The organism is Bacteroides uniformis (assembly GCF_025147485.1).
GTDB classification, from domain to species: Bacteria; Bacteroidota; Bacteroidia; order Bacteroidales; family Bacteroidaceae; genus Bacteroides; species Bacteroides uniformis.
In genome coordinates this window covers 642,570-656,087 of the sequence record NZ_CP102263.1, presented here as the reverse complement: position 1 = coordinate 656,087, position 13,518 = coordinate 642,570, and the positions used below count along the sequence as shown (strand labels likewise).

Annotated in this window: 9 protein-coding genes; 1 reads left to right on the top strand and 8 read right to left on the bottom strand. The window is 48.3% G+C overall.

Annotated features, from left to right (window positions below; genetic code table 11):
* Positions 1-17: 17 nt before the first annotated feature.
* The 4 genes from NQ510_RS02640 to NQ510_RS02625 form a co-directional block, all read right to left on the bottom strand.
* On the bottom strand, positions 18-3,128 hold the full coding sequence (locus NQ510_RS02640; RefSeq protein WP_005824962.1) for a golvesin C-terminal-like domain-containing protein: 3,111 nt from the start codon (positions 3,126-3,128) through the stop codon (positions 18-20).
* Between the two features lie 15 nt (positions 3,129-3,143).
* Entirely contained in the window at positions 3,144-4,598 is a 1,455-nt protein-coding gene (locus NQ510_RS02635) for a sodium:solute symporter (RefSeq protein ID WP_005824960.1), read from the bottom strand.
* Positions 4,599-4,756: 158 nt separating this feature from the next.
* Complete coding sequence (locus tag NQ510_RS02630; protein ID WP_034525429.1) at positions 4,757-5,923, bottom strand: exo-beta-N-acetylmuramidase NamZ family protein; 1,167 nt, start codon at positions 5,921-5,923, stop codon at positions 4,757-4,759.
* Between the two features lie 230 nt (positions 5,924-6,153).
* The gene (locus NQ510_RS02625; RefSeq protein WP_005824953.1) at positions 6,154-8,247 is read right to left on the bottom strand and encodes a BT4734/BF3469 family protein; all 2,094 of its coding nucleotides are present in this window, start codon (positions 8,245-8,247) and stop codon (positions 6,154-6,156) included.
* A 371-nt stretch (positions 8,248-8,618) separates the two neighbouring features.
* On the opposite strand from NQ510_RS02625, the gene NQ510_RS02620 reads away from it, so the two are divergent.
* A complete protein-coding gene (locus NQ510_RS02620) occupies positions 8,619-9,242 on the top strand; it encodes an HU family DNA-binding protein (RefSeq protein ID WP_005824951.1) in 624 nt (207 codons plus the stop codon).
* Between the two features lie 148 nt (positions 9,243-9,390).
* Here NQ510_RS02620 and NQ510_RS02615 read toward each other — a convergent pair whose 3' ends face one another.
* The 4 genes from NQ510_RS02615 to NQ510_RS02600 form a co-directional block, all read right to left on the bottom strand.
* On the bottom strand, positions 9,391-9,699 hold the full coding sequence (locus NQ510_RS02615) for a nucleotidyltransferase domain-containing protein (RefSeq protein ID WP_005824948.1): 309 nt from the start codon (positions 9,697-9,699) through the stop codon (positions 9,391-9,393).
* A 3-nt stretch (positions 9,700-9,702) separates the two neighbouring features.
* Complete coding sequence (locus NQ510_RS02610) at positions 9,703-9,975, bottom strand: HI0074 family nucleotidyltransferase substrate-binding subunit (protein ID WP_005824947.1); 273 nt, start codon at positions 9,973-9,975, stop codon at positions 9,703-9,705.
* A gap of 90 nt (positions 9,976-10,065) precedes the next feature.
* Positions 10,066-11,619 carry a hypothetical protein gene (locus tag NQ510_RS02605; protein ID WP_005824945.1) on the bottom strand — a complete coding sequence of 518 codons (1,554 nt, stop codon included), beginning with the start codon at positions 11,617-11,619 and terminating at the stop codon, positions 10,066-10,068.
* Positions 11,620-11,827: 208 nt separating this feature from the next.
* Complete coding sequence (locus tag NQ510_RS02600; RefSeq protein WP_005824940.1) at positions 11,828-13,513, bottom strand: RagB/SusD family nutrient uptake outer membrane protein; 1,686 nt, start codon at positions 13,511-13,513, stop codon at positions 11,828-11,830.
* Between the last annotated feature and the right edge of the window lie 5 nt (positions 13,514-13,518).

Genomic DNA, 13,518 nt, shown 5'->3' with positions numbered 1-13,518 from the left:
ATGATGATTGGTTGATATTACTTGTTGTCGTTGAAGAATGTCAGTACAGCATTCATGAGTGCCTCTCTTTCAGAATCAGTACGTATGGCTTCAAAGGGAAATCCCAAGACACAAGTCTTGTAATTGCCTTGATAAGCCACACCGGCACTCAGGTTGTTTTCAGAATACCGCATCACGGTGTGTGCATCTTTGGTTGCCGGTTCAATGGCGTCCGGTGATTCCACCACATACGAATCGGCATTCAGCTCATTGTGATAGGTATAGTTTCCTGAAAGGGCGGGGAACGGAGAAGCTACGCTTTTCACCTTACCCATTGTAGCCGCTTGTCCCACACGCCACTTATATTTCAGTACTTCCATCGCAAATTTCTTGTCGGCTTCGTCGGCGGTTGCAAGGCGGTTGTCCCATAAATCCGTTCCTACAAAAGCGCCCGAAACAAAGATATTTCCACCTTGCTTACAATAAGCCGCAATAGCCTCCTGCATCGGTTTGCTGAAAGTCTTGAACTCCAACGGTTTTACGCCTCCCCGTCCCATCTTGGTCTGGCATTGCTTCCCAAGTATCAAGTCCACATACCTATACTCCCTCATATCCACCGGAATATTCTTCTCTCCCTTTCCTACGGGGGAGAGACTTTCATTACTAACCGATACAAACGAATATCCCGCTTTCAGGATAGCGGCACCATGTATGGCAGGATAATCGAACGTATTTCCTGCGATGACTTGGGTCTCGTAATTTCCATAACTGTCGCCGAAACCGGAGGCGTCGTCGTCCATCCAGGGAATGGAACGGCGGTATTCCTTCATCTTGCCAATGTAGCTGATGTCATGGATATAGGGGACCCCGTGGTCCTGCTCATCCAGAAATCCGGCAAGGAGGGTGTCGGCGGGGGCGGGGGCCGTAAAGTCGGCAGGGGCACTGATACGGTCGAATCCGTTTATCACCAATACGGTACCTTTGGAATTGAACGCCCGTCCGGCGGAAAGAATTTCGGAAGGGAAACTTTCACCGCCCTTGTTGACAGCGGTTACCTTGTAACTGCATACCATGCCGGCGGGGAGCGTGGTTCGGTAACTGTTGCCGTCCACCAATACTCCGTTGTCGAAATCCCCGTCGCCGATACGGGTATAAACAATGTATTTCTCTGCTACGGCAGTTGGTTCCAACGCATCCGCTACGGGTTGCCAGGTCAGTTCCACTTCGTTCTCGCTGGTCATGCGCAAGGCCATGTGGTCTACCGGTAGCGGTTGCACTACATAATCCATGTGGTATTGTGAGCAGAGGAACTGCAACATACCTTTATAGATGGCGCGGCTTACGGTGAAACGGAAACGTGGGTCCAGTCCGTAGCGCATGTCTGCAAAGTTTTGATGGGAAAGCAGTTCGAGCAGCATGGTAGGTACGCGGGGTACACGGGCCTCATAGTAAGATTGGTTCCATTTGCCACGGCGTGTCCATTGAGGTTCGTAGAGGGTACGCACGTCACGCACGATGTTGGACTGAATCAAGTCTGTCAGGTCGTGGCTCAGATAGCGTGATGCTCCGTTAGCGAACTTCTCATTGTAGGCGTTGGTATAGTAGATGCCGAGTGTCCCGATGATGGAATCGTTCAGTGTAGTTCCTGCATCGGAGTGGAAGGCGAAGGCCATGTTGACGGGGATGTTCAGCCCTCTCTCCGTCGGATTCACGGCAGAGCCTCCGGAAAGGTAGTTCACCCAGATACCACGGCATTTGTAGTCGTCGGTATAGTCGTTCTTTCCGTTGCTTTCTGAATATACGCTGTCCGGTATGCCTGCCCATTGCAGCCAGTAGCGGGCGGCTTCGCAGAAACGGGGATAGTTAGATAGTTGATAATTGATAGTGGACAATGGAGAATAGGTTACACGGTCTTGGATGTTGCCTGTATGGGTGTTTTGCAGGTTGCGGGTGTCGGAGCTTTTCAGGTTTTCCGTAGCGCCCTCGTTGGAGATGCGGCGGGCGATGTTCCCCATACCGCCGCCAATCTTCACGGCGTCGGCGGTGATGATTCTTCCTACTTTGGAGGAAAGGTTGCTCAGAACGACTTTGCATTCATTGTTCCGACCGGCATTGAAGCCGAAGGTGCCGAGGTAAATCCAGGTGCCGCCTCCCATTTGCTGGTTTACCTTGAACTGCGTGGTGCCGCCTTTGTGATAGACGGTGTAAAGGGCATCGTCCGCGCTGTTTGGCAAGGTTTGGTAAGAGACGTATACGGCGTATTGTCCGGTCGAAGGGATTTCGGGAATCCATTCGGCGGTGCTTGCGTTTCCTTTCTTGATGGTTTCTATAGCGCGGTAAGTGCCTTCCTTGAAAGGATTCTCAAAGTCTATGTATTGGGGGCGCAGGTGGGCGAAGCCTTGTCCTGCTCCCTGGCTCCAGAGCTTGTCACCGGAATTTTCTGTATAGACGGAACGGCCGGTCAGGCAACCGTCATTGTCTACGATGACTTCTGCCGTCTGGCAATCGCGTTCGCGGGGAAGCAGCACGTTGGCACCGGCATTTTCCAGCATCGGCACGAGGAAAGGCAATACGTAGCTTTGGGTGTAGAGGTCTTCCACGGTCTGGAAGATACGTGCACGCTGCCATTCCCAACGGTCGAGTTTCGGCTCGTAGTACCAGCCGTGGCTTTGCCATAGGGCGATGTGCCGGTTCTGCAAGCCGTTGGTAGGGGTGTAGGGGGCGGAAATGTCGGTAACTAAAGGCTTGGAAGCGACGGGATTGAATGTCTTCGTCTTTTTGTCTTTTTTACTACGCAGGACTTGGGGAACCAGTTCTTCGATGCTGCGCTTGTTGGTACGGATTTGCAGCTTGTATTTGGTAAACTCCGCCGGTAGCAGGGCACTTACGCCCTGGTATATTTCGGCTACATTGTCCTCGCGGAAAGGAATATAGGCACAGTTCATGTTGGCAAACAGTTGCAGCGTATTTCCTTCCACGGCCACTGAGTCGATGCTGATACGTCCTACGGAAACTTCTTTCCGTGCGGTGGTATCCAGGAATTTCCCGATTTCCTGGCGGACATCCGTCGGAAGTTCTTGCGCACCTCCCCATTGGGGGAAGAGGGAGGCGGCAAGCAGACTAAGTAAAAACTGACGTCTTACATTCATAGATGATGTATTAAGTTAATTGTTCTTTTTATCTTTCTTAATCAATAGACAGAGACCGATGAAAGTGAACAGTGCATTGAAAATCAGCAATTCGTAGCTGAATTGATAACCTCCGAACCAGGCTTCGGAATTCTTCTGCAGAATGAAGCAGAGAACCGGGGAGGCGATGGCAACTAACGGGATGTACTTGTCACGCACTTGTTGTTTCATGAAAATGCCGAAAGCAAACAGACCCAGGATAGGACCGTAGGTATAACTTGCCAGAATATATACAGCGTCGATGACACTGGTGTTGTTGAGAAGATTGAATACGAAAATGGTGATTCCCATGACAACCGCCATGCCGATGTGCACTTTCTTGCGCATCTTCACAACCGTCTCTTCCGACTTGCCTTTCGTTCCCAGAATGTCTACGGTGAAGGAAGTGGTCAGCGCGGTGAGTGCCGAGCCTGCGGCTGAATAGGCAGAAGAAATCAGGCCGATGATGAACAGTATGCCCACAATGGCAGGGAAATAGTTGCCGGTGGCAATCAGCGGGAACAGTTCGTCACTCTTCTCCACCGCAATCTGCTGGTTGGCGGCAAAGATGTAGAGCAGCACGCCCAGCATCAGGAAAAGCAGGATGACGAAGAACTGCGAAATGACACTGGTAATCATGTTCTTCTGTGAGTCCTTGAAGTTCTTGCAGCTCAGGTTGCGCTGCATCATGTCCTGATCCAGCCCGGTCATGGCAATCATGGTGAAGGCACCGGCGAGGAACTGCTTGAAGAAGTACTGCTTGCTGTTCACATCGTCGAAGAAGAAGATGCGGGACATGTCACTGTCGGCAATAGTGCTTACCATACCGATAAATGACAGATTGAGGTCGGAAGCGATATACCAGATGCAGAGTACGACCGACACCACCAAGCAGAATGTCTTCAGAGAGTCTGTCCAGATAAGAGACTTTACGCCACCCTGGAAAGTGTACAACCAGACCAGTGCCACCGTGATGGCCACGTTCAGCAGGAAAGGCAGTCCGAAAGGTTCGAATACCAGCAGTTGCAGCGTCAGGCATACGAGGAACAGACGGACAGCGGCACCGAGCATTTTGGAGATGAAGAAGAACCAGGCACCCGTACGGTAGGAAGACATGCCGAAACGGTTCTCCAGATATTCGTAGATGGATACCAGGTTCATTTTGTAGAACAGCGGTACCAGCAGATAGGCTATGATGAGCTGTCCGGCAATGAAGCCCAACACCATTTGCAGATAACCGAAGCTGCTGGCGGCAACCATGCCGGGTACGGATACATAGGTCACACCTGAAATGGCGGAACCGACCATGGCGAACGCCACGACATACCAGGATGACTTGCGGTTACCGACAAAGAATCCTGCGTTGTCAGCCTTTCTTCCTGCAATATAAGATACCGTGAACAATATCACGAAGTAGGCAGCGATGGTAATGATTACGGAAAGTGGAGTCATGAGGTTATTTACGATTTTATGATTTACGATTTACGATTGAAATTACTTCTTTTGATGATATGTACGACTTTGATTATCCTATGTACGCTCTGACGTTCTCTTCCAATTCACGTTCATTTTTTAATCGTAAATCGTAAATCGTCAAATCGTACATCCCTTTATTCTTCGTAGAGCAGATAGGGCTTGCGCTGTACCTTGAATTTCTCTACGTCGTCTTTCCATCTTGCCTTGATTTCTTCGGCGCTTTTCCCTTCCTTTATCATTTTGCGCACGTAGTCGGTGCCTATCAACAGCTCGAAGAAGGAACGGAAGAAGTGGTCGTCCATGTTCAGATTCCGGTAAGCGTCTATCACGTAACTCAGGTCAATACCGCGTTTCCAGATTTCTTCATCACTCATATTGCTCAGGTTTACGCCATGACAAAGTTTGCCCAGCTGGGGCGGATTCTTGGCTCCGGGGATGCTGCGTGGGGTGAAGCTGTAGCTGTAGCCCGTCATGTTGGGATGCCCGTAGACCTGGAAGGGGAGGTCGGTTCCTCTTCCCAGGCTGACCGGAGTGGCCTCGAAGTAGCAGGTCGAGGGGTACAGATAGATGGACTTCATGTTCGGCAGATTGGGGGACGGGGGAATCGGCAGCTTGTATAGGGTCTGGTGCGTATAGTTCTTGCAGGGAATGACGGTCAGGTCGCAAGTGCGTGACGCCGGCAACCAGCGTTCGCCGTTTACCATCAGGCCCAGTTCGCCCAGCGTCATGCCGTGCACCACGGGAATCGGCAGCCAACCTACACCGGATTTATATTTCATGTCCAGTATCGGGCCGTCCACGTAGTGTCCGTTCGGATTGGGGCGGTCCAGTATCAGCACCTTTCGGTTGTATTCTGCACAAGCGTCCATCAGCCGGCACATAGAGGCATAATAAGTATAGAATCTCAGGCCTACATCCTGGATGTCTACCACAAGGATATCGAACTTGCGCATGGATGCTTCGCTTGGTTTCCCGGATTTCCCGTCGTACAGCGAGAGGATAGGTACTCCGGTCTTCTTGTCTACCGAGCTGGACACATGTTCGCCTGCGTCGGCATCTCCTCTGAAACCGTGTTCAGGGGAGAAAATGGCTACTACATTGAACTTGTTTTCCAGCAGAATGTCCAGCAGATGCTTGTCTCCTATCATTCCTGTATGATTGGAGAATATGGCAATTCGTTTATCTTTTAGGATTGGAAAATACTCGGAAGTCTGTTCATCACCTAAAATAACTCGTTCTTCTTGTGCCCGGCACAGTAAAGAACTACATAGCACAAAGGCTAAAAGCAGCAGTTTCTTCATAATAGTATTATTAAGGAGGACGTTGTTTGCAACAAAGATACGTTTTATTTTAATATCAAAAACACTTATTTGGGTATTTTTAGTATTATCAATCATAATTTGCAAATAGTCAACTGTTCACCTTATTAAATAATGGTTGAACTGCATCAGCTGCCTACGGAAATACTTTTTATAAAAAGAGTGAGGGCCAAGTTTGCCCTCACTTTGGTACAATCGGTGGGAGTGCCGGTTCATTCTTCTATTCTTACCAGATGATAAAGTGTTCCCCGGTTCGATTTCTTGTTGAGGATGTCCAGCTTGCGGAGCGTGCGCCCGAAAGCTGCTATCCGGTTGATGGCCAACTTATCCCTCGTTTTCTGTTGCAGGTCGTTGAAAATCTGCATGGCTGTGAGCCATTCGCCTTCTTCGCTCTCCTCCGCGCCACGGAAATGGCAAAGGAAAAGTTCTTCCAATGGGTCTGCCCGCTCGAATTCCCGGTTGTACTCCTTTACGATTGCTTCGTCAGTGTCGTCCAGCCAGTAGCGTTCACCCTTCATGATGTCGTGCATGGCTTGGGCATAGAGCTGGCGATAATTGATAGTGACGTTTGTCTGGATAGGGCCGGTCACTTCGATGCAAATGAAACGGCGGCTTCCCGACGGGTCGGTCAGCAGGTCTTTCAGATTGCTGGTCCCGATGAAGGAGGCATAGCGGCGCATTTCTTGAATAGTACTACCGTAGGGCTTTCGCAGGTTGGCAACCGGTTTTTGCAGGAGGTGCTTCAAGAAGCCTTGCTGATTGGCGTTTATCTGGTCGAATTCGTCGATGTTAATCAGAAAAAAGCGGCCAAGGCTGCGCTCCGCTTCCTGCTTGCTCTTGAAGTCGATACTGTCGGTGTAGCCGAAACGCAGCTCCGGTGGCAATAGGATGCGGCAGAAAGTACTTTTGCGGTAACCTTGCGGACCTACGAGCAGGGGCGAGGTGTTGTTGCCGTGCTGTTTGTCGATTCCCCGCCAATGTGCCACCATGCCAAGAAACCACCGGTAGAACAGTTCCCTCCAGTGGGGATTGTGGCAGGGCACGAGGTCGGCCAATGCGCGGATGCGGTCTTTGCCGTCCCAGCGTCCGGTGTTATAGAGATATTCTTCGATGGGGTTGTATAGCGGCACGTAGTCCGAAGACAGGAAGCGGGTGATGTCGCGGTCCCACACACGTACTCCCTCTTTCAGTACCTTCATGGCGATGCTGCTGCGTACGCGCTGGTCGGCAGGCTGGAAGTAGAAGTGGATGGAGTCGCGCTGCCGGTATTCCAAGTCGCCAAGCACGGTGTTGTAGCGGAATTCGTAGCGGCGTTTCATGAACTCCTCCAGCCGGAAAGCAGTTTCCTGGTCTTTGTTCAGGCTGCTGCGGGTGCCGAAGCCTTTCAATTCCCCGTAAAGGTTATGCAGCGTCAGGCGTACAAGGGGTTCGTCTGCCTCCCGGTAGTAGTGCATCAGTGTCTGGCGCACCGCTTCTTCTTCAGGAATGCCGGCTTTGAAGCAATGTTCGGCAAGGCGGGACAGCAGCGGGCGCAGGTCGTCGCCCCGTCGCCAGTTGTCCAAATCGCGGAAGGCGCGGTCGAGGGCAGCCTCGAAGAGCAGGTTGCATGTGTCCGCCACTTCGTAGCCGGGAGTCATTCTCAGCAACGGATTGCTTTCCTGCTGTTTCCGTTGGCGGTAGTTGTCTTCCGAGGGCAGGGCGCAGGGCTGTTCCAGGCAGAAGGCCACGGCAGTGGGGCTATAATAGGGCTGTTCGTCCACGGTCATCCGGCAGCTTTGTAGGAGTGAAGGAGCCCGGAGGGTGATGGGGAAAGGGAGAAGGGGTTGGTAGCACTTCACTGCCAGGCGGTAGGCGTGGGCGTGGAATAAGGCGATATCGTCTTCATTCTTTGGAAGCCCTCCGTCGGGCAGGGTGAAGCGTACCCATATTTTGGCGCTTCGTCCGCTGGAGCCACAGAAGGCGGCAAAGGTTTGCGGCAGCAGGGCGGCTTGTTGTTTCACCAGTTCGGCTTCGGCCACCCCGGCCAGGTTGTTTACTTCCAGTAGTACCAGCCCGTTGTAAGTCTTTATCCGGTGTTCTCCTGCTTTGGTGCGGGTCATTTCTACGGCGGGATAGAGACGCGGCAGTCTGTCGATATGCTCATATCGGGCGTTGGTCCCTTTCAAATGCGGGATGATGCTACGCAGCTCCGTAATGTATCCGGTCTTGTTCTCGGTTTTCAGCTTTTCCATCAACATGTCCGTTTCTTGTGTGCTGACGGCCTCTTTTCCGCTTTCGCGTTCCTCTCTGATCAGTGTGATTTTCATTCTTTATCGTGTATGTAATATTCTTGTAAAGATACGCCGGGAAAGGGGTGGATACAAGCTTTTCAAGGATTATTTTCCGATTGGCTTCTTTTTTGGGGTGGAATGTCTATATGTTTCTTTTATAAAAGGTGTTCGTTTCTTTGCTTATCCCCATAGTTTTGTCTACTTTTACACCAGAGTTTATGAACAGTCCACTAAAGTGGTCTTTCTTGTTCATATTAGTGAACGGAGCAGCTCACTACAGTGAACGGTTCTGCTCACGGGCTGGGCTGTGATATAACCTTGGTACTTCAACAGACTGCGTACGTACTTCGCACGTGTTCCGTGCAGTGCTTTATCGTATAATGTAACCCTTTAACGCAGTTTGAACTATGGCTATTTTGTTTGATTGGTACGAGAATCCGGACTCGTACGACAAATCTCCGGAAGATAAAATCCTTCATCCCCGTCTCCGCCTAAATGGGAGCAGGTCTACCGATGAATTGCGGCGGGACATCCAGGCACGTTGCTCATTGACAGAAACCGATGTGACGGCTGTGCTTGATGCTGTGTCGCACGTCATGGGCAGGGAACTTGCCGAAGGAAGGCAGGTGCATCTCGACGGCATCGGCTACTTTCGCGTGTCGCTCACCACGATCGAACCGGTAGTGGCTGCTACCAAGCGTAAGTTGACGAAGGTGAAGATGGCGGGTGTGAAATTTCGTGCCGACCAAAAACTGAAAAATGAAATTGGTACCATCAAGGCAAAGGCTTTGAAGGCAAACGAGCATTCGGCTAAACTGACGGATAAAGAGATAGACCGTCGGCTGACCAACTATTTCGCCACTCGCCCTTTTATGACACGGAATGACTTTCAAAGCGTTTGCGGCATGATGCGTACTACTGCCATGCGGCATATCCGTCGGCTGCGCACCGAAGGAAAGTTGAAGAATGAGGGAACAATGCTGCAACCGATTTATGTACCCGTTTCAGGATATTACGGTAAGAATGAGTGACTTATAACTTTGAACGAAGAAATCTTGTGGTGAGGGCAAATTTTGCCCTCACTTTTTAAATTTGCTCTCACCCACCTCTTGAATGCCGATGAATAGGGCGATGCGTGCGAAAGGTGAGGGTGGTGAGGGTGGATGTGTGAAATTTAGTTTAGTTTGATGGGCGGCTGAATATGGGTATTCCCATACGGTGTATATGTTCCAAAAGGTCGGCATTCTTTAATTTGCCATAGATGGAAAGGTCTACGCTGTAAGGCAAAAGCAGGTCGTCTATTTCATCGGAAAGGCTACTTAAAGTATTATACGTAAGTCTGTCTCCCATCAGCGTGATGTCTATGTCGGAAAAAGGCTTGAAATTTCCTTTGGCTCGTGAGCCGTACAAAACAGCCTGCTCTATTTCTTCATGTTTCCGGAAGAGATTGCATAGCTTTTCCAGTTCATTGTCGGTCAATCCGTACATAGCTCAATCGAATAAGGATGGTGTATTCAAGGATTGCATTTTCTCTTCAGAGACTACATCGTTGTCATGATTGTGCGATGTCAGATTTCGGGCTTCTATAGTCTCCGTCCATTGCTTGTCATCAATCAATCCCATTTCAAGGGCTTTGCGTATGGCATCACGGGAGCTGCGGATGTCGGTATACCCCTGATATTCTGCATAGTCCTTCATCACTTTCCAGGCCAGTTCGTGGGTATATTCAAAACGCTGTATCCATCGTATGTCTTGCTGTACCATGATAGCTGTCTGTTTTTAAGTAAGCAAATATAAGCTTCTTTTGTGTAACGAGCAAATGGATGGGGGCTTTTTCGTGAAAGCTGTCTGGGGCTATTTTGGAGAAAGGCTGTTTTTAGGTGTGGAATAAGTTCCTGAATTTGTTGAGCCGATGTCGAAATAGTTATATATGTATGTTCTGGTTCCACATGCATTTATGAAATCAACCGTTACGCAAACTCGTTCAATTTCATGACTGTTCCGACTGCTGAAAGTAGTGAAATAATATCCTTGCATGTCTACCTCCCAATCGCAGTCAACACTCCAATGAAAATCATGCGCACCTTCAGGAATAGGATTCAATCCGCATTCACCTCCGCTTTGTGACAGATAGCCATATATAATGTCATGGTCATTTTCTTGTATTCCTGATACATTGAAAGTAATTGGTTTGGAAAACTGAACAGTGTATTCCTTTGTGTGTACTATTGCGGTTAAGGTCGTATAAATGGAACTGCCTCCGGGTGTCCCTAAATTATTCAGGGTGATAGCAGGTGATGCCTGATTTAATTGCGAATATAAATCGTTGCCAACAATCCAATCCACTGTTGCTTTTGTGGGAAAATTCTTGATACTGAATGTCCCGTTGTCACAGATTACGTCAGGGCCAATCAGTTGCATTGATGTCTTAGATACACTCAAAGGTAGCTCATTGGTAAAATTATCGGTTTGATTTTTATATTTGTAGCTCACTTTGACACTTGCGTTACCGGGTTGTGTCGGTACGATTGTTACCGTAGAGCTGTTCTGACCACTTACTATCTTAATATTCTTCCCGGTCCAATAAAATGTATGTGCCTTGCTGTCATTGATGGAATATATGTATTCTTTATATTGTTCAATATTTCTGTAGCCATCTATTTGAGGACCCATATTGGGAAAACTGATATTGCTTTTCCGAGCCATGAAATACTCTTTTGCTCCGATAGAATTTATGTAGAAATCATGGACTTCTACTCCGACATCGCTGTTCTTGAAGGCTTGCTTTGATTTCAAATTTATTTGGAATCTACTTTGTGTGACAGATGCACTTTGAGAGACTTCAGCGAATAGATTTTTATCGTAAGTCCACTTTATGCCCGTATCTTTGTTTATGGAATAATTGCACCAAAGTGTTATCGTATCTCCCAATTCAAATGTTGAAGGGGCATTGATTGGCATAGGTTTCATTTTGACATTGATGTTTCTTAGATCTGCGGTAAGTTCGATTGTACTTTTTTCAGGACGTACCATCAGGGTAGAATTACTACCTGCTTTAGTCCATAATACATTTATTGGAAAATGGTTTTTTCCTGCTGGAATTTGGGTTACCCATGTACTCTCGAATCGTTCTTGGTAGTTTGTTTTGAATCGTGCTTCTCCACCGACTGCTGAAATTCTTATACCTACAGATTGTTTTTGTATAGGAATACTTAAATCATAAGTGTAGTAACCATCACTAACATAGGGGTTCATTTCGCCCGTAATAGTACCGCTTATGTAGGAAGCACGTGTTGTGACATCAGAATAGAAATCCTTATCTTGTAACTCGTCTGTTTGTTCTTCTTTGTTGCAACTACTATTGATGAAGCAGATTAGTAGTACGAAAAATATGTTCTTCTTTTTCATGATATGTTTCTTGTTAGTATGTTATGAACGAAGGGAAAGTATATGATATTGATTTATGGTTCCTTTTAGAAGGTGCTATTCGTGTTTCTATACACCTTTTAAAGGGAATAACAAAAGCGTCCATACATTTGTATTTAGATACATGGAATGTATGAACGCTTTAATTAAATCCAAACGAGGTACAGCGCGATATGCTGTTTTTAGTTGATTACCAACCCGGATTCTGCTTCATGTTTTTATTCAGGGTCAACTGTGTAGTTGGAATCGGGTAGAAATAATGTTTGGCTTCATAAGTACGGATTTGTGCATCGGAGGCATCTATATATCCGTTCTTGGTCGCTTCTTCACAGTCAGGCACATTGCTTACGTTGGCGCCCAACATGGTGTTCGGGTACTTGGTTGAATCCAATTTGTCGAGCTGGTGCCAACGGATTAAATCCCAATATCGGTACCAGTTATCCATAATCAGTTCGCAACGGCGACAGCGGCGTATCTCCCAAATCAGATTGCTTACTCCCATATTATTGGCAGGATCGGCATCTGGAGTAGTTGTCATAGCCGGCAGGCCGGCACGAGCCTGAAGCTTGTTTATGGAGTTGTTGAGATCGTCTTGTGTGAGAGAACCCATTTCGGCTTTGGCTTCTGCAAAGTTCAGATAAATAACTGAAATCCAATAGAGCGGGCAGTCGGTGTATTGGTAGCCGATGTTGTTTCGGTCGCTAACACTCAATTCTTCGGGGTTATCATACTTGGCGATGCCATAACCGGTCGATGTGGTGAAGGCTGCTACACCGGCACGGCTGTAGGCGTGGCCTCTGAAAGAAAGTACCGGGTCAAGAATTTCGGACAGGCGCTTGTCGCGTACGGCCAAAACCTCTCTTATAGAGTAATTTTTGTCTGCATCCAATACGGCTGCATCGTCCTTGTTTTTCGAGGTTGTTGCCAACGGTTTTCCATCAAGGAAAAGGAAACTGTCGAATGCGTCCTTTGAAATGCCGTGCGTACCACTTGTATTGATTGTGTAGTCAATGGTGGAGTGCCTTAACGAACTTTGTGCATAAGGCTTGTAGAAAATCATTTCCGGATTGCTTGCCAGGCTGACAGAATTATAGTTGGCTTTGTAACTGTTACTTAGAGAGTAGTTTTTGGCCATAAGATATTCGCAGGCTGATACACATTCTTGCAAGTATTTGTTGGCGCGGCTCTCATCAGCGGCTTTGCCATTCTCTGCTTGAGTGCGATATTTGCAGTATGTACCTTCATATAAGGTGATGTCTGCTTTCATGGCATATGCCATGTCGGTGCTGAAACGTTGCCGATTGCTGTTTGCGGTAATGTGTTCGCACGCATAATTGATGTCTGCCAGCACATGGTCCATCACTTCATCCCGGTCGGTGCGTGGTCCGTAGAGGGCTTCGTTGTCGGCTGGGTCGATAACTTTGTCTATCCATTGAACATCGCCGTACATACGGACCAACTGATAGTATTCCCACGCACGGTTCATGCGTGCAAGACCTTCATAGTGGGCCTTTGTTGCTTCATCAAGAGAGGAAGACTGTACACCGGCAATGATATAGTTGGCGCGTCGGATTTCTGTGAAAGGGGCTGACCAGTTTGTGGAAGATGCGACCACGTTAGTGTAAGTCCAGTTATGGCTTTCTGCATCTACCTGGTCATCGCTTATTGTTTTGAAGTAGAACCATCCTCCACTGGCTCCGTTGCCAAAGCCGGTAAAGTTGTTATAAAAAGTATTGCACTGATTATCCAAATTATCGGTGTTGCTCCAGTATGCCGGAGTATTCGTGAAGGTATCCAAGGGGGATTTGTCCAGCAAATCGTTGCAACCGGTTAACATCGCCAGCGCTGTGACCCCATATATAAATAATTTCTTCATTGTTC